The organism is Streptomyces colwelliae, from assembly GCF_048158785.1.
Taxonomy (GTDB): Bacteria; Actinomycetota; Actinomycetes; order Streptomycetales; family Streptomycetaceae; genus Streptomyces.
Map to the genome: position 1 here is coordinate 1 of NZ_JBLTJC010000105.1, position 16559 is coordinate 16559.

At 70.5% G+C, this 16559-nt stretch carries 18 protein-coding genes; 11 read left to right on the forward strand and 7 right to left on the reverse strand.

Going from position 1 to position 16559, the window contains the following annotated elements:
- Position 1: 1 nt before the first annotated feature.
- Positions 2–1102, forward strand: a complete 1101-nt coding sequence (locus tag ACNFOC_RS22480) for an FAD-dependent oxidoreductase (protein ID WP_416960894.1) — start codon at positions 2–4, stop codon at positions 1100–1102.
- A 279-nt stretch (positions 1103–1381) separates the two neighbouring features.
- On the opposite strand, the gene ACNFOC_RS22485 is transcribed toward ACNFOC_RS22480, so the two are convergent.
- Entirely contained in the window at positions 1382–2314 is a 933-nt protein-coding gene (locus tag ACNFOC_RS22485; RefSeq protein ID WP_416960896.1) for a M56 family metallopeptidase, read from the reverse strand.
- Positions 2315–2320: 6 nt separating this feature from the next.
- Complete coding sequence (locus tag ACNFOC_RS22490) at positions 2321–2710, reverse strand: BlaI/MecI/CopY family transcriptional regulator (RefSeq protein ID WP_416960897.1); 390 nt, start codon at positions 2708–2710, stop codon at positions 2321–2323.
- Between the two features lie 187 nt (positions 2711–2897).
- Here ACNFOC_RS22490 and ACNFOC_RS22495 point away from each other — a divergent pair, with 187 nt between their 5' ends.
- Together ACNFOC_RS22495 and ACNFOC_RS22500 are read left to right on the forward strand one after the other, a co-directional pair.
- Complete coding sequence (locus ACNFOC_RS22495; protein WP_416960898.1) at positions 2898–3473, forward strand: TerD family protein; 576 nt, start codon at positions 2898–2900, stop codon at positions 3471–3473.
- A 376-nt stretch (positions 3474–3849) separates the two neighbouring features.
- Positions 3850–4041: a hypothetical protein gene (locus ACNFOC_RS22500; RefSeq protein ID WP_416960925.1), complete on the forward strand. Its 192-nt coding sequence runs from the start codon at positions 3850–3852 to the stop codon at positions 4039–4041.
- 113 nt (positions 4042–4154) lie between these two features.
- Here the strand turns inward: ACNFOC_RS22500 and ACNFOC_RS22505 are convergent, their stop codons facing one another.
- Positions 4155–4361, reverse strand: a complete 207-nt coding sequence (locus ACNFOC_RS22505) for a twin-arginine translocase TatA/TatE family subunit (RefSeq protein WP_416960899.1) — start codon at positions 4359–4361, stop codon at positions 4155–4157.
- Positions 4362–4566: 205 nt separating this feature from the next.
- On the opposite strand from ACNFOC_RS22505, the gene ACNFOC_RS22510 reads away from it, so the two are divergent.
- Complete coding sequence (locus ACNFOC_RS22510; protein WP_416960900.1) at positions 4567–5589, forward strand: LLM class flavin-dependent oxidoreductase; 1023 nt, start codon at positions 4567–4569, stop codon at positions 5587–5589.
- 4 nt (positions 5590–5593) lie between these two features.
- Here the strand turns inward: ACNFOC_RS22510 and ACNFOC_RS22515 are convergent, their stop codons facing one another.
- Complete coding sequence (locus tag ACNFOC_RS22515) at positions 5594–6271, reverse strand: WD40 repeat domain-containing protein (RefSeq protein ID WP_416960901.1); 678 nt, start codon at positions 6269–6271, stop codon at positions 5594–5596.
- A 5-nt stretch (positions 6272–6276) separates the two neighbouring features.
- Positions 6277–6699 (reverse strand): YybH family protein, encoded by a 423-nt coding sequence (locus tag ACNFOC_RS22520; protein ID WP_416960902.1) that lies wholly within the window; start codon positions 6697–6699, stop codon positions 6277–6279.
- Between the two features lie 183 nt (positions 6700–6882).
- Here ACNFOC_RS22520 and ACNFOC_RS22525 point away from each other — a divergent pair, with 183 nt between their 5' ends.
- The 5 genes from ACNFOC_RS22525 to ACNFOC_RS22545 all read left to right on the forward strand — a co-directional run bounded on the left by ACNFOC_RS22525 (position 6883) and on the right by ACNFOC_RS22545 (position 12662).
- Positions 6883–7449, forward strand: a complete 567-nt coding sequence (locus ACNFOC_RS22525) for a dienelactone hydrolase family protein (protein WP_416960903.1) — start codon at positions 6883–6885, stop codon at positions 7447–7449.
- 161 nt (positions 7450–7610) lie between these two features.
- The gene (locus tag ACNFOC_RS22530; RefSeq protein ID WP_416960904.1) at positions 7611–8936 is read left to right on the forward strand and encodes an aminotransferase class I/II-fold pyridoxal phosphate-dependent enzyme; all 1326 of its coding nucleotides are present in this window, start codon (positions 7611–7613) and stop codon (positions 8934–8936) included.
- A gap of 90 nt (positions 8937–9026) precedes the next feature.
- Entirely contained in the window at positions 9027–9920 is an 894-nt protein-coding gene (locus ACNFOC_RS22535) for a dihydrodipicolinate synthase family protein (RefSeq protein WP_416960905.1), read from the forward strand.
- Positions 9921–9965: 45 nt separating this feature from the next.
- Positions 9966–11240, forward strand: a complete 1275-nt coding sequence (locus tag ACNFOC_RS22540; RefSeq protein WP_416960906.1) for an MFS transporter — start codon at positions 9966–9968, stop codon at positions 11238–11240.
- Positions 11241–11330: 90 nt separating this feature from the next.
- Positions 11331–12662, forward strand: coding sequence for a cytochrome P450 (locus ACNFOC_RS22545; RefSeq protein ID WP_416960908.1), 1332 nt, complete (start codon positions 11331–11333; stop codon positions 12660–12662).
- Positions 12663–12778: 116 nt separating this feature from the next.
- Here the strand turns inward: ACNFOC_RS22545 and ACNFOC_RS22550 are convergent, their stop codons facing one another.
- Positions 12779–13417: a TetR family transcriptional regulator gene (locus ACNFOC_RS22550; protein ID WP_416960909.1), complete on the reverse strand. Its 639-nt coding sequence runs from the start codon at positions 13415–13417 to the stop codon at positions 12779–12781.
- Positions 13418–13690: 273 nt separating this feature from the next.
- On the opposite strand from ACNFOC_RS22550, the gene ACNFOC_RS22555 reads away from it, so the two are divergent.
- Together ACNFOC_RS22555 and ACNFOC_RS22560 are read left to right on the forward strand one after the other, a co-directional pair.
- Positions 13691–14344 (forward strand): nuclear transport factor 2 family protein, encoded by a 654-nt coding sequence (locus tag ACNFOC_RS22555; protein WP_416960910.1) that lies wholly within the window; start codon positions 13691–13693, stop codon positions 14342–14344.
- 255 nt (positions 14345–14599) lie between these two features.
- Positions 14600–15532, forward strand: a complete 933-nt coding sequence (locus ACNFOC_RS22560) for an LLM class F420-dependent oxidoreductase (RefSeq protein WP_416960911.1) — start codon at positions 14600–14602, stop codon at positions 15530–15532.
- A 126-nt stretch (positions 15533–15658) separates the two neighbouring features.
- On the opposite strand, the gene ACNFOC_RS22565 is transcribed toward ACNFOC_RS22560, so the two are convergent.
- The gene (locus tag ACNFOC_RS22565; protein ID WP_416960912.1) at positions 15659–16543 is read right to left on the reverse strand and encodes a helix-turn-helix transcriptional regulator; all 885 of its coding nucleotides are present in this window, start codon (positions 16541–16543) and stop codon (positions 15659–15661) included.
- Positions 16544–16559 lie beyond the last annotated feature (16 nt).

The following is a 16559-nucleotide window of genomic DNA, read 5'->3' on the forward strand; positions in this document are numbered from 1 at the left end:
CATCGGCGCCGGTCCCGGCGGCCTGACCTGCGCCCGCATCCTCCAGCGGCACGGCATCACCGCCACCGTCCACGACCACGAGGCCGGTCCCGAGGCGCGGAACCAGGGCGGAACCCTCGATCTGCACGAGGACAACGGCCAGATCGCCCTGCGCGAAGCCGGACTGCTGGAGGAGTTCTTCCGACGCTCCCGCCCCGAGGGGCAGGAGTCGCGGCAGATGGATCCGGCCGGCACGATCCTCTTCCACCACACCCCCGAAGAAGGCGAGAGCTTCAAGCCGGAGATCGACCGCGGCCAGCTGCGCGACCTCCTCCTCGACTCGCTCCAGCCCGGCACCGTGCGGTGGGGACACACCCTCCGGTCCGTCGGAGGCCCCGCGGAAGGACCCCGCCAACTGCACTTCACCGACGGCACCACCGTCGAGGCCGACCTCGTCATCGGCGCCGACGGCGCCTGGTCCAAGGTCCGGGCCGCCGTCTCCCCGGCCACCCCTGGGTACAGCGGCGTCAGCTTCCTCGAAGCCTGGTTCGACGACGTCGAGAACCGGCACCCCGACATCGCCGAACTCGTCGGCCAGGGCAGCGCCGCCGCAGCTGACGGCGACCGCGGTCTGTTCGCCCAGCGCAGCAGCGGCGACCACATCCGCGTCTACGCCATCCAGCGCGTCCCCGCCGACTGGATCACCGCCCGGGGTCTGACCGCCCTGGACACCGATGGCATCCGAGCGTTCCTCCTCGACCAGTACCGAGACTGGTCACCCCGCCTGCGCCGGCTGATCACCGACAACGACGGCCCCTACGTCGACCGCCCCATCCAGGCGCTTCCCGTCCCGCACACCTGGGAGCACAGCCCCACGATCACCCTGCTCGGCGACGCCGCCCACCTCATGCCCCCGCTCGGCGTCGGCGTCAACCTCGCCATGCTCGACGCCTGCGAACTCGCCCTGGCCATCGCGGACCACCACACCGTCGACGACGCCATCCACGCCTACGAGAAGACGATGCTGCCCCGCTCCCACGAGATGCAGCGGCTCCTCGACAACGGCGCCGAGCAGCTCCTGTCCACGGACCTGCCCGACTTCGTCACGGACGGCAGCAACTGACCCACGGGGTGGACCGTCGGTCTGAGGCGGTCCGTCGAGGGGGTATAGAGGCGGGGGCGCTGCCGGCCGGATGTTCGGCCCCCACCCCGGACACGGGAGCGGCAGCCGGCCCCGGCGGGCAAGGGTGCGATCAAGTTCGACCTGTGATCCCGTCTCGTCGCTGAGTGCAACAGCGCTGTGGGCGACGGGAGTTGAGCCCTGTCGGCCACGCACGGGATGCGTCGGACTCCCGGCCGGGCCCCGCTTCCGTACCGCGTGTCGGTCGTGTGGACCTTCTGCCTACAGCGGGGTCGCCGCGTGCAGGAGCAGCAGGAGTGTCACGGCCGAGTTCGCCGAGAACGTCGCGGACAGGGCCGCACCCGCCGCCGCGCTCCAGAGCGCCAGGCCCACGGCGGTGAAGAGCGGTGGCCAGGTGCGTGCCGGGGGCGGCGGGGCCAGCAGGGCGGCGACCCGGCGGGGGAGAGGACCCGGCGCCGCGAGGGCCGCGAGCGTTGGCGCCGGTGTGGTGCGGGAGACGAGGGCCGCCTTGCCGATCGCGCGGGCGACGGCTCTGCGGCTGCCGACGGACCGGGCGGCCTCTTCGTCCGCCCAGCGCTCTGTGACGTAGGAGACCGCCGTACGCAGCGGGAGCAGGAACGGGTTGGCCCGGGCGGCCAGTTGGGCGACCAGCAGGTGGCGGTGGTGCCGGGCGGTGAGGTGGGCCCGCTCGTGGGCGAACAGGGCCCGGCGTTCCCGGGAGTCGAGGCAGGCGAGCAGGGTGGTGGTCACCACGATCCGGTCACGTGGGCCGCCGGGGAGGGCGTAGGCGTACGGCTCGTCGTCGGGGAGGATCGCGACCGATGTGTCACGCAGGCCGGCGAGTGCCGCGTGGGCCTGTCGCCGAACTCGGCAGTGGCGCCACAGAGTTCGGCCGCAGCCCGTGACCACGGCGAGCAGGACGGGAATCGCGGCCTTCCCCACGATCTCGTCGTGGGGAACGCTCTCCCGCACCTCGGGGTCCGACCAGCCGTCCGGTAGTGGATTGCCCGGTAGTTGGGCGGTGCCGACCACCATCAGCAGGCCCAGGCACAGCGTGCTGCACAGTGCCATGACGGCGGCCATGGCGCTCAACAGGCCCGTGGCGGTGCGTGGATGCAGATGCTGGGTGGCCAGGTGGGCGATCGGCCAGGCCGTCAACGGCAGGACGAGCGGCAGGAGGACGAAGACGCCCACGGGACTTCAGCCCGCCGACTCGTCGGCGGCCTGGTCCAGCAGGTCGCGCAGCAACCGCTCGTCGTCCTCCGGCAGGGAGGTGATGAAACTGGCCAGCACCGCCCGGCGATCCTGCTCGCGATCGAGCACTCTGCGCATCTTCAGCGCGGCGAGTCCCGCCTCGTCCGCGGCCGGCGACCAGGCGAACGAACGGCCCTCCCGTACGCGGGTCACGGCCTGTTTCTCCAGCAACCGGCTCAGCACGGTCATCACGGTCGTGTACGCGAGTTCGGCGTCCAGGCGCTCCTGCACCCAGGCCGCGGTCACCGGCACGTCGGCCGTGCGCAGGACGGTGAGTACCTGGGTCTCCAACTCGCCCTGGGCCCGGCGCTGAGGGCGCGGATCCGGTCTCGCCACGCTCCGTCTCCTTCCTGCGTGCCGCCGCGGGGTCGCGTGTGCCGTCGAGGGGGCGCGATCGTCCCATCGTATCGACGCGGTACCACTCGGCCGTATCGTCCCCTTCGATTATTTCTACAGTGTTGTAGATTCTGGTTCGGGTCCGTGCCGCGGACCCGAACCGTCGGCGTGTGTGGAGGGATCAGTCATGGGTGTTTCCCTGTCCAAGGGTGGCAACGTCTCGCTGAGCAAGGAAGCGCCGGGGCTTACGGCCGTGCTGGTCGGCCTGGGCTGGGACGTGCGCACCACGACCGGCACCGACTTCGACCTGGACGCCTCGGCGCTGCTGCTCAACGCCTCGGGCAAGGTCGTCTCCGACCAGCACTTCGTCTTCTACAACAACCTCAAGAGCCCCGATGGTTCGGTGGAGCACACCGGCGACAACACCACCGGTGAGGGCGAGGGCGACGACGAGTCCATCAAGGTGGACCTCGCCGCCGTACCGGCCGAGGTCGACAAGATCGTCTTCCCTGTCTCGATCCACGACGGCGAGTCCCGCGGGCAGAGCTTCGGCCAGGTCCGCAACGCCTTCATCCGCGTCGTCAACCAGGCCGGTGGCGCCGAACTCGCCCGCTACGACCTGTCCGAGGACGCGTCGACCGAGACCGCGATGGTCTTCGGCGAGCTGTACCGCAACGGTGCGGAGTGGAAGTTCCGCGCCGTCGGCCAGGGGTACGCGGCCGGACTGGCCGGGATCGCCGCCGACTTCGGCGTAGGTGTCTGAGAACTGGTGGGGGAGGGGCCGCGTAGGTCGGTCGACCTGGGTGAGGGTCGGTAGATCGGCCTGCGCAAGTCCGTTGGGAGCGCGCTGAGTTCGAGCTCCGTACGGATGGGGCGCGGCTGGCGGGCCGAGCCCCGCACGCGCCCCGCAAGGATTTCCTGACCGGGCTGACCGGGGTCGGCCTGGATGCCTGTCGCGCGTTCCGGGATCTGCTCCCGTATCTCCCGCATCCGGGGGCGACTTGGCGGCGGTGGTCCTGTCCGACGTCCGAACTCCGGGTGTCGGACGGGGCGTTGGGAACCGACCTTGACGACGGGCGCCCGCAGTCGATCACTACACTTCCTCGATGAACAACATACGGTGCACCCAATGCGGTGCGGTGGGGCTGGAGCCGGGCTTCGTCGAGGACTCCGGGCAGCACGCCCGCGGGTTCGCGCGGTGGATCGCGGGCCCCCTCCAGCGAGGTCCACTCGGCAATGCCAAGAGGATGGGCCGACCGCGTTGGCAGATCGACGCCTATCGTTGCCCCACCTGCGCACACCTGGAACTGTTCGCCGCCCAGCAGGACTAGCCGAGCGGCAGGACTGGCCGAGCGGTGAGCGAGTGATCCCAACGGTCAGCCGGTCAGCCGGTCAGTCGGCCGGCCGGACCGGCACGTCCCGATCTCAGTTGTCCCCCGCGTCGTCAGGGGCGCCGGGAGTCGTCCCCCTTGAGCGCCCTGGCCTCGCTCTTGAAGATCCGGGTCGCCTTGCCCGCCGAACGCGTCAGCTCCGGCAGCTTCTTGATCCCGAGGACGACCACGACGACGAGGAGGATCAGGGCCAGTTCGCTCAAGCCGAACATCAGGTCTGCCTTCTTCCGGTGGGCAAGGCCGCTACGGCGTACGGCCACACGCTTCAATCTACAGTGCTGTAGAAGTCTCCCCTGAGGGGTGATCGCTCAACCGGCCCGTGAGGAACCGGCACGCCATTGCCGATCCCTCACAGCGGCCCGCTGGTTCGCTCTCGCCGTCCTCGATGGTCACGTCGGGCGGATGGCCTGGTCACACCATGTCGGCGCGGGGAATCAAACGTGGCGGCCGGACGCTTCAGGCTGCGTGAAGAAGATTGGTTTTCTCTCCTTTGGTCACTGGTCGCCGAGTCCGCATTCCAAGACCCGGTCCGCTGCCGACTTCCTGCACCAGTCCATCGACCTGGCGGTCGCCGCCGAGGAACTGGGCGTGGACGGTGCGTACTTCCGCGTCCACCACTTCGCGCAGCAGGCGGGCAGTCCGTTCCCGCTGCTCTCGGCCATCGGTGCCCGGACCTCGAAGATCGAGATCGGCACCGGCGTGATCGACATGCGCTACGAGAACCCGCTGTACATGGCCGAGGACGCCGGTGCCGCCGACCTGATCTCCGGCGGCCGACTGCAGCTCGGCATCAGCCGTGGATCACCGGAGCAGGTGGTCGACGGCTGGCGTTACTTCGGTTACGCGCCGGCGGAGGGCGAGACCGGCGCGGACATGGCCCGCCGGCACGCCGAGGCTTTCCTGAAGGTGATCGAGGGCGAGGGGTTCGCGCAGCCGAGCCCGCGGCCGATGTTCCCCAACCCGCCGGGGCTGCTGCGCGTCGAGCCGCACTCCGAGGGGCTGCGCGAACGGATCTGGTGGGGCTCCAGCTCGAACGCGACCGCCGTCTGGGCCGCGAAGCTGGGGATGAACCTGCAGAGCTCCACCCTGAAGGACGACGAGACCGGCGAGCCGCTGCACGTCCAGCAGCGCAAGCAGATCGAGGCGTACCGCGAGGCGTACAAGGAGGCGGGCCACACGCGGGAGCCGCGGGTGTCCGTCAGCCGCAGCATCTTCGCCCTGACCGACGACATGGACCGGGCCTACTTCGGCAACGACCGCAACTCGCGGGACCAGGTCGGCATGATCGACGACACGACCAGGGCGATCTTCGGACGCTCGTACGCCGCTGAACCGGACGTACTGGTGAAGCAACTCCAGGAGGACGAGGCCATCCAGGCCGCGGACACGCTGCTGCTGACCGTTCCGAACCAGCTCGGGGTCGACTACAACGCCCATGTGCTGGAGAGCATCCTGACCCAGGTGGCACCGGAGCTCGGCTGGCGCTGAGTGGTCAGAATCGGCTGCCGACCGGGTGCGCGCGATCGCTCGGGCACGGTTGGGTTTCCCGCGCCTCGCGCAGGCGCGGGGCCGCGCGCTGAGTGGGGCTGAAGGAACCGGGCGCCGCGGAACAGAGGGTGGCGTGCCAGCAGGCGGGGGAGAGGTGGAGGGCCAGGGTGTCGTGGTCGCTCGCGAGGCGCAGGGTGTCGCCGTTCAGGTGCCAGGCGCTCAGCGTGGAGGAGGGACGCTCGACGCGACCGAGGAGCATGCCGCTGCGGGGAGAGAACAGCGCGATGTCCCCATACAGCTCGGCGACCAGGTTCCCGTCCCCTGCCACGCCCAACAGGCTGCTCACGTCGTCGAGAGGACGGGTGTGTCCGGTGCTGCGCTCCTCGTCCACCTGCCACCACTCCACCCGGCGGTCCTGGCCGCGGGCGGCGAGCCGGTCACCGTCGGGGGTGAAGACCGTGAGCCGGTCCAGGTCGTCCGAGGCGTAGGCGAGCCGGGTGCCTTCCAGCCGGGACATACGGGTGCCCCTCCGCACGTCCCACACCTCGATCCGGCCGCGCTTGCCCCAGTCCTGCGTGACCACCGCGACCTGGTCCGGGTGACCCGGCCGTGGCGTGAGCTGCCCGCCCCAGGCGTTGTGGTCCGGACGGGTGCGTGTGCTCGCCGTGCCGGGAGCGGACACGCAGCTCAGGAGCTCAAATGCTCGTGCCGCATCTTCCACCCGCCCTCCCGCTTCACGAGCACGTTCGTGCCCCGTCCCTGTCCGGAGCGAGGGCGGCCGTCGACCACCCCTGTCCAGGAGAAGCGATACCGGCACACGGCGTGGTCGGCGGCCAGGACAACCCACTCGAGATCCTGGATCTCGTACACCTCGTCGTGGATGGCCGCGAAGGTCTGCTCGATCGCTGCCGTGATCTCGCCCAGGCCCCGATGGGAACCGTCGGAGAACCAATAGACGGCATCCGGATCGATCAACGGCCTTACGTGATCGATGTCGTGACTGTTGGCGGCCTGCTCGTACCGCGTCATGAACGCCGAGAGTTCGGCAGCGAGATCTGACATGGGGGACGGCCCTCTCCAGTGTGTTTTGATGGCGATGTGAGTCAGCATGTGGTCTGGTCCGACTGCCGCCCGGGTTCTGATCACTCCACACGACGCCCGTTCGTGATCAACCGGCCTCTCTCGACGATTCCTGGCACCGTGTGGACGCCGAACGGTCGGTCAGGGCCCGTCCCTTTGGTGCTGCTGGGCCACGGTGGCAGCGGCCATCGCCACAGCGACCGAATCCTGTCGATGGCCGACCGGATCACATCGTCCGGCTGCGCGGCCGTAGCGATTGACGGTCCGTTCCACGGCGAGCGGGTGGCGTCGCCTCTCACGCCGCTGGAGTACCAGAGCCGGATGGCCGCCGAGGGTATCGGCCGGGTGCTGGACCGCATGGCTGAGGACTGGGTCGCTGCTCGTGATCTCCTGGTGGACGTCGGAACAGCCGACCCGACGCGTCAGGCGTACTTCGGGTTGTCCATGGGCACGCGCTTCGGCCTCGCTGCCGCACGCGCCCTCGGGCCGGGGCTGAAGTGCGCGGTGTTCGGAAAGTTCGGCACGCAATCAACTCCCGGTATCAATGCGGGACTTCACGCACCGCACCGCGTCCTGGACGACGCCTCCGCCGTCACCGCGCCGGTCCTCTTCCACGTGCAGTGGGACGACGAGATCTTCCCGCGCCCGGGGCAACTCCAGCTGTTCGACGCCTTCGTGAGCCCCGACAAGGAACTGCTCGGCTTCGGGGGAGGCCACCGGAACACCCCGGAACATGCCTCGGCCATGTGGCACGGTTTCATCAACCGCCACATCGCGTGAGCCGACGGCCCGACACCGCTCGCGCTCACTGACCCATCCGCTCACTCGCCCCGAACCCGCACCCGCACTCCATGAACACCCGAGCCCACCCATGACGTATCTTTGGCATAGGACAAACTTTGGCATAGGACGAACCCCTCTGTTCGGGCGGAGCTGATCACGTGGGCATCAAGGGCACCACCGCGGCCGAGATCGCGGGCAGCGTGCGGGACCAGGTCGCCTCGGGCGAGTTGGCACCGCGGGCCAGCCTGCCCCCGGTGCGGGCGCTCGCGGCCGAGTTGGGGGTCAACCGGAATACGGTCGCCCTCGCGTACCGGCGGCTCGTCGAGGCGGGGGTGGCAGAGACACGGGGGCGTGGCGGCACCGTGGTCGCCGCGGTGCCGCAGCTCGCGCGGGAAGGCGTCGGGGCCGGTGTCGGGAGCGACTGTGTCGACCTGGCCAGCGGCAATCCGGACCCGATGCTGTTGCCCGACATCCTGGTCGCCGCCCGGAGCGGGGAGTACAGCCCGCCGCTCTACGGCATGCCCGCCATCGACCCGGGGCTGGACGCATGGGCCCGCGCGGACTTCGCCGAGGACATCGATCAGCCGTTCCGCACGCTGGTGACGCACGGAGCCGTGGACGCCACCGAGCGGCTGCTGAACGCCCACCTCACCCGCGGGGATCTGGCCGCGATCGAGGACCCCTGCTTCCTGGCGAGCATCGGAACCCTGCGGCTGAGCGGCTACCGCTCCGCGCCCGTCGCGGTCGACGGCGCCGGTATGCGTCCCGACGCGCTGCGGGCCGCTCTGGAGGCCGGTGCCCGCGCGGTCGTCTGCACGCCCCGCGCCCACAACCCGACCGGCGCGAGCCTCACCGAGGAACGGGCGGCCGACCTGCGCGCCATCCTCGCGAAGCACCCCCAGGTGCTCGTGATCGAGGACGACCACTTCTCGGCGGTCTCCGCGCGGCCGTACCACCGGGTCACCCCACCGGGCAGCGCACGCTGGGCGCTGGTGAGGTCCGTGTCCAAGTTCCTCGGACCGGATCTGCGTCTCGCCCTCGTCGCCGCCGATGCGGAGACCACCGCACGCCTGGAGGCGCGGTTGAGCGCGGGCACCACCTGGGTCAGCCGGCTGCTGCAACACATCGCCCGCGAACTCCTGTTGGATCCCCGGATCCACGAACTCCACGAACGGGCCCGCGAGTTCTACGCCCGGCGCAGCGGTCTGCTCGTCGAGCGGCTGCGCGCCCAGGGCATCGAAGTCCCGTACCGGCCCGACGGGTTGAACGTATGGGTCGAACTCGACGTCGACGCACGGGCCGCGGTCGCCGCCCTGGCGCAGCGCGGCTGGGCGGTGCGGCCGGGTCACCTCTTCGCGCCTGATCCGGCCGCCCACCAGGGCGCGATCCGGGTCACCGCCTCCACCGTCACCGAGCCACAGGCCGAGGCCTTCGCCGCCGAACTCGCAGCGGTCGTAACGGAGTTGGGCTCTGCGGCCACCTGACCGTCACACGCATTCCCCAACCCTCCACTGCCCCCGGCTTTTCCCACGCACTGGTCCCACCCGCATGCCCCACTCACTCAAGGAGCCACCATGTTCCGCGGCCTGAGCGCCTTCCCCCTCACACCCACCAGCGAGCAGGGCATCGACGAAGCGGCGTACGCGGCGCTCGTCGCCCGCCTCGCCGCCGCCGGCGTGGACTCGATCGGCGCGCTCGGCTCCACCGGCGGCTACGCCTACCTCACCCGGGAGCAGCGCGCCCAGGCCGCGAAGATCGCGGTGGAGGCCGCCGGCGAGGTGCCCGTCATCGTCGGGATCGGCGCGCTGCGTACCTCGCACGTGCTGGAACTGGCCGAGGACGCCCAGAAGGCGGGCGCCTCCGGAGTGCTGCTCGCCCCGATGACGTATCAACTGCTCACCGAGGACGAGGTGTTCGGCCTGTACGAGGACGTCACAGGCGAACTCTCCGTACCGCTGTGCGTCTACGACAACCCGGGCACCACGCACGTGCGCTTCACCGACGAACTGCACGGCCGTATCGCACAGTTGCCGAACGTCGGCTCCATCAAGATCCCCGGTGTGCCCGAGGATCCGCGCGAGGCCGAACTCCGCGTCGACGCGCTGCGCGCGCTGATCCCCGACACCGTCACCATCGGGGTGAGCGGCGACTGGACGGCCGCCCGCGGCCTGAACTCCGGTTGCGACGCCTGGTATTCGGTCATCGGCGGCACCTTCCCGCAGACCGCCCTGGCCCTCACGCGCGCCGCCCAGGCCGGCCACGCGGACCAGGCGGCGGAACTGTCCGAAGGCCTCGAACCGCTGTGGGCCCTCTTCCGCCGCCACGGCAGCCTGCGCGTTATCTCCGCCGCCGCCTCCCACCTCGGCCTGACGGAAGAACCGAACCTGCCGCGTCCCCTGCGAGGGCTGGACGAGACCGCCCGCCAGGAGGTCGTCGCCGCGCTGGACGCCCTCGGGCTCACCTCCTGAGTGCGAACCACCATGGGTGAGTAGCACATAGCAAGCACACGGAGAGTGTGGGAAGCCCCGCCTTCGCCCGGAAAGGGTGGCAAGGGCGGCAAGGGTGACCAGGTTGGCAACGGGCTGGCGGGCGATCAGATTGGCAACGGGCTCGCGCGCTACGTCGTCGCCGCGGCCCTCGCCCGTACGGCCGACGGCGGAGCCGTGGTCGCCGTCGTTCTGCTCGTCACCTCGTCGGGTGGCTCCGGGACGCTCGCGGGGGTGCTCGGCGCCTGTATCACCGCCCCGCACCTGCTCGGCCCGTTTGTCGCGCGGCCGTTGGACGTGGCCCGGGACGGCCGGAAGGTCATCGCGGCGGCCTGCCTGCTGTACGCCACCGCGCTGACCGCGGGAGTGCTGACGTACGGCCACGCGCCTGTCGTACTCACCGGGCTCCTGCTGGCCGCGGCCGGCACCTGCGGGCCGCTGCTGACCGGCGGTATCAGCAGCCGACTGCCCGCCATCGTCGGACCGCGACCGCGACTGCGCACACAGCGGCGGGCCCAGGGCTGGGACGTGGCGACCTACGGCATCGGAGGCACCGCCGGCCCGTCGCTGGTGGCCGCGCTGTCGGGTTGGGTCTCGCCGTCCGCGGCGACTCTCGCCCTCGCGATGGGGGCGGCCGCGGCGGCGGGCGGAGTCCTGCTCCTGCCGTTCGCCGCGCCGTCCCACGGTGGTGACAGGTCGGCGATCCTCAGGCCGGGGGCGACCCTCGCGCTGATCGCCCGCACCGGCCCGCTGCGGCGCACCGTCTACCTGACGATGATCGTCGCCCTGAGTGTCGCCGCCCTGCCGATCACCGCGGTCCACATGACGAGGATCCTCGGCGTCGAACCGGCCACGGCCGCCGTACTGACCGCCGCGTACGGCCTCGGCAATCTCACCGGGTCCATAGCCGTCATGGTCTTCCCGCTCACCGGCGACCCGGACCGCCTGATGCGCCGCCTCGCCCTGGGCGTCGTCGCCGGCCTCCTCACCGTCACCGCGAGCCCCGCGTTCACGGTGACCGTCTCGGCCTACGCCCTCACCGGCATCGTCAACTCCTTCTTCTTCGCCTCCACCCTCGCGGCCCGCACGGAGTACGCGCCGAGCGGAGCGCGCGGCCAGGTCTTCATCTGGGTCGCGGCCCTGAAGATCACGTCAGCCTCCGCAGGAACGGCGTTGGCCGGTTCCCTGACAGGCGTGACCGTCGAACTGCCGCTCGTCGTCGGCCTGTTGGTGATCTCGGCGGCTGTCGTCGCCGCGACCGTCGAGACGCGTTACGGGAGAGCCGAGGAGAAGCACCCGTGACGGTGACCGCGCCTTCTGCACATGCCCTTGAACGTCCTTGAGTTCGGAACGGCAACTCCTCTATGTCCGTACATGATCTAGCCTGGCGCGATGCGCACCACTACCTCGCTGCTCCCGGCCTTCCGGCCCCAAGTCCAAGAGCGCCTCTACGACTTCTACGAGGAGCTGCGAAACACCGACGAGCTCTTCTGGGACCGTCACCTGAGCGCCTGGATCGCGACCGGGCACGGAGTGGTCAGCAGCGCCACGGGCAACCCGGGCCTGTCCTCGGTGCGTTATCCCGACATCGAGGCCGTGTCCGAGGAACTGCGGCCGCTGGCCCGGGTCTTGAGTCGGCAGATGCTCTACAACGACGCCCCGGACCACTCCCGGCTACGGGGCCTGATCAGCAAAGCCTTCTCTCCACGGGCAGTTGAGACACTGCGCGCCCGGGTCTTCGAAGCCGTCGACCGGATCATCGACGAGGCGGCGCCGACCGGGCGGATGGACATCGTCGCGGACCTCGCGCGCCCGCTGCCGCTGACCATCATCTGCGACCTCCTCGACGTACCGCAGGAGGACCGCGCCGTCCTCACGGCCTGGTCCGAGCCGATCGCCGAAGCCATCGGCAACTCCCGCCTCGACGCCGACCGTAACCGCGAGGCCTCGCAGAGCATGGCGGACATGCTCGCCTACTTCCGCGAACTCCTCACCGGCCCGGACACCCCGCCGGCCCCGAACAGCCTGCGCGCACTGGTGACCGCACAGGCCGAGAACACCGACCAGGACACCGACGAACTCCTTGCCAACTGCGCCCTGTTGCTGATCGCCGGCCACGAGACCACCACCCACTTCATCGGCAACGCCACCCTCGCTCTCCTCCACCACCCGCACGCGGCCGAGCAACTGCGCAAGCGGCCGGACCTGTTGCCCGCCGCGGTAGAGGAACTCCTGCGCTACGACGCCCCGGTGCAACTGATGCTGCGCCGGGCCCGGCACGACCTGGACCTGGCCGGCCGCACCATCGCCGAAGGGCAGACGGTGCTCCTGGTGTGCGGTGCCGCCAACCGGGACCCGGCGGTGTTCCCCGATCCCCACGTGCTGGACTTCGAGCGGCCCGGCGGACGGCACATGGCGTTCGGACACGGCCCGCACTTCTGCCTCGGCGCGGCGCTGGCCCGGCTGGAAGGCACGATCGTCCTGGAAGCCCTCCTCACCCGCCTCCCCGACCTGCGTCTCGACGGCACCGAGCCCCCGAAGTGGCAGCGCAGCCTCAACTTCCGCGGCCTGACCCGCCTGGACGTCGCTTTCACCCCGCCCACGGAGGAGGCCGACGGCACGCGGGCCGCGCCGACCGACCGTTCACCGAACACCCTCGACGACACGGCCCACGCCGGCGAGTGCCCCTTCCGCCCGGAGCCGAGAGACGCTCAGGGCGTGTGACTTGACCGAGTGCTGCGCCCTTGTCACCCGAGACGAGGGCGTGAGCGCGGTCGGCGAGTCGGACCAGCGAGAGCGTGGCGCTCGTCTTCGGAAGGACAACAGCCCCTGAGGCCTGGTCAGCGACCGCCGCCGGCGTCCCCGCGGAATGCCCCGGCCACCACCGGGACCAACTGCCGTTCGATCTGCTCGGCGGACATGGTGGCCAGCTCGGCGCCGATGGGTGCCAGGGCGAGCCAGTTCAGCAGGCCGGCCGCGCATCGCGTACGGAAGATCAGTTCCTGCTCGTCGACTCCGGGAATGTGGGGCGTCAGCACCCGGAGGACGTCCAGGCGACTCTGGACGAACTTGCCGGTCAGCCGCTCCCAGCCCTGGGGCGGATCGATGCCGACGCGCGCCACGGTCCGCATCACGGCCAGGTCCTGTCCACCGGCCGCGAGCGCGCGCACCATCGGCCCGGCGAACGCCGCCGCCACCTCCTGGAGGGTCGGCGCGGAGCCGAGGGAATCGACGGCCTGCATCTGCGCGTCCAGGTACCGCTCCAAGGCGTGCTCGATCGCCGCGTCGCACAGCGCCTTCAGCGAACCGAAGTGGTAACTCACCGCAGCGACGTTGGCTCCGGCGCGCTCCGTGATCTCGCGGAGTGTCAAGCCGTCCTGGCCTCGCTGTGCGAGCAACTCCAGGGCGGCAGCCTGCAGACTGTCCCGCGTGCGCTGACCGGCCTCTCGGCGCAGGTCCGTTTTCTCCACCCTGGTCATGGCATGTACTCAAGCAGTTGCTTGAGTACATTGTCAAACAGTCGCGGCACGGATCGACGCCGAACGCGAGCGGGTCCGGTCCCGGCGTGAGCGGGCCGCCCGGGTGTCGTCGTGCGCCTCCAAGGCTGTGCGAGCACACAATCCAAACAGTGGCTTGACAGGTTGCGGCGCCGTTCATAAAGTCAAGCGAGCATTTGATTTACTAAGAGCTCCCGAGGGGCCGAGCCGTTGCGACGGGTCTCGGATCGCACGGGCATATCTGGAGGAAACGACATGAAGCTGCTCAGCCGGAAGTCGATCACCGCCGCGACCGCGGTAGCTGTCCTGGGTGGTCTTTCCATCGCCGCGATGCCGTCACAGGCCGCAAGCACCGTCCCCGACAAGGCGGCCGCTCAGAGCGGTACGGCGGTCCCGGACCTGACTCTCCGTCAACTGGCGAAGCTGCCGCTCACCGACCGCCACCTGACCAAGCACGAGCGGCAGAACCTCGCCGTCGTCCTGCGCGACTACTACGTTGCGGAGGGCAGCCACATCGACGTCCCGACGTTCGTCAACAGCTTCACCAAGGATGGCGTCTTCAACGACATGGTCGCCGGCCAGGCTTACCGGGGGGAGGCGCTCGGCAGCGTCCTGCCCTACATGAAGGGCCTCTTCTCCGACGTCCACCGTGACCTCAAGCGCATCACCGTGAACGGCGACACCATCAGCATCGAGCTGTCGATCCAGGGCACGTTCGACGGGCAACTCCAGGCGCCTACGGGCGGCTTCGTCAAGGGGAACGGCCACAAGGTCGACGCGCCGACCGCCGACTTCTGGTACCTGAAGAACGGCAAGGTCACGACGTTCAACTGCTTCGTCGGGTACTCGAAGATGTACTCCGACATGGGCGTGAACTTCGACTGGGCCTCGGCGGTCAACAAGCACTGAGGCGTTCTCCGGCGGGTGATGCGCGGGCGCCACCGGCCGCGCACCACCCGCCCGCCCATGACGGGGCCAGCGGTGAGGGCACCGACATGCTGCGCGCGCTGTCCACCCGCTGACGACCGCGAATGACGACCGCGAACAGGCAGTCCTGCGGGGCGAGTTCGACCGCGTGGGCGACCTCCCCGTCCGCAGACTGCCCAACCCCACCAAGGCAACGCCGACTTGATGGCGCGACCAACCACAGAGGAGTACACCGGCATGACCACCCGGCTCGGAATCGGTCTCCCGCAGAATCGGCAGTACGACCTCGGCCAGGACGTGCCCGACGTGGCACGCGCCGCCGAGGGCATCGGATACGACAGCGTCTGGGTGTACGAGCGCGCCCTGTTCCCGGAACCCCAGACCCAGCCGTTGTACGGCGTCCCCGGCCTGCCCTGGCCCGACGCGTACCGGGGTGTGGCCGAGCCGCTGGTCACGCTGACCCTCGCGGCGGCGGCCACCGAACGGGTCGAACTGGGCACCGCCGTGCTGGTCGCCCCGCTGCACATCCCCTTCCAACTCGCCAAGTTCCTGGCCACGTTGGACGCGGCGAGCGGCGGCCGGGTGGTCGCGGGCCTCGGCAGCGGCTGGTCCCTCGACGAGTACGCGGCCGCCGGGGTCCGCCCGTTCGAGGAGCGCGGCAAGGTCATGGACGAGGTGTTCGAGGTGTGCCGGGCGGTGTGGGGACCGGACCCGGTGGTCTACGAGGACGGCCGGATCACGAGGATCACCTCGGCCGTGGTCGGCCCGAAGCCGGCCCGGCCGATCCCGATCCTGGTACCGGCCAACACCCCACGGGCCATGCGCCGGCTCGTCGACCACGCCGACGGCTGGCTGCCGTACGCCGACGGCCCCGCCCAAGTGGCCGAGAGCCGACGCCAGTTGCAGGACCTCGCCGCCGAGCGGGGCCGCACCCGGCCGCTGCGGACGGTCGTACGAGTGAACCCGGACTACACCGCCAAGCGGTACGAAGGCCCGGACCGCCGGCCCTTCCAGGGCGACGTCGAACAGATCGTCACCGATCTGATGGCCTACGCCGAGATCGGCCTCGACGAGTTCCTGGTCGACCTCTCGTGGGCCGCGCGGGACGCGCAGGAACTGAAGGACGTGGCCGCGGAGGTGTATTCGACGGCTCGTGCGGCCGGCTTCTGAAGTCGGCGCGCGGCGCGGGTAAGCCTGGGAAAACACGGGCCACGGAACCTGGCCCGCGTCGCCCGCCCCGGACGCGTCCGCACCGCGCTGACCCTGCTGATCGCCCGCCGCACCAGGCAAGCGGTTTCAGGGGCGTGGGGTGTCCGGTCGTATGGCTGGTGGCGGGTGCTGTGGGGGCCGGGACCAGCTGGCGAGCAGCTTCAGGCGGTCCGCGGAGGGGGAGCCCGGTTCGGCGGTGGAGACGCCCAGGGTCTGCTCGGGGTCGTCGGCGGGGGAGAAGGCCTCGTAGCCCAGGACGAGTTCGCCGACGACGGGATGGTGGTAGCGCTTGGTGCCGTGGGTGCGCTGGAACACGTCGTGGTCGGCCCACCAGTGGCGGAAGTCCGCGTCCTGGACGGAGAGTTCGCCGACGAGCTCGGCCAGGGCGGGGTCGTGCGGGTGACGTCCCGCGTACAGGCGGAGTGAGGCGACGATGCCGCGGGCGGAGCCTTCCCAGTCGGCGTACAGAGTGCGGAAGTGGTCGTCGAGGAAGACCAGGCGGGCCATGTTGCGGCTGCGGACGGGTAGCGCCTCGAAGTCCGTGTACAGGGCGCGGGCGAGGTCGTTGGCGGCCAGGACGTCCATGCGGCGGCCGTAGACGAGGGCGGGGACGTCGGTGAGGCTGTCGAGGAGCAGGCGCAGACCGGGGCGGACACGCTGCGGGGGCAGCGGGCGGGGACGCGTGCGGGTCGGTCTGGCGACTCGGAACAGGTGGGCGCGCTCCAGGTCGTCGAGGCGCAGGGCGCGGGCGATCGCGTCCAGGACGGACGCGGAGACGTTGAGGTGGCGGCCACGCTCCAGGCGGACGTAGTAGTCGACGCTGACGCCTGCGAGCTGGGCGACCTCCTCACGCCGTAGGCCCGGAACGCGGCGGGTGCCGGGCTGGGGTGGCAGGCCCGCCTCCTCCGGGGTGATCTTCGCGCGGCGCGAGCGGAGAAAGTCCCGCAACTCGCTGTTCGGTTCCTGGGCCATGTCTCCACCGTAGACC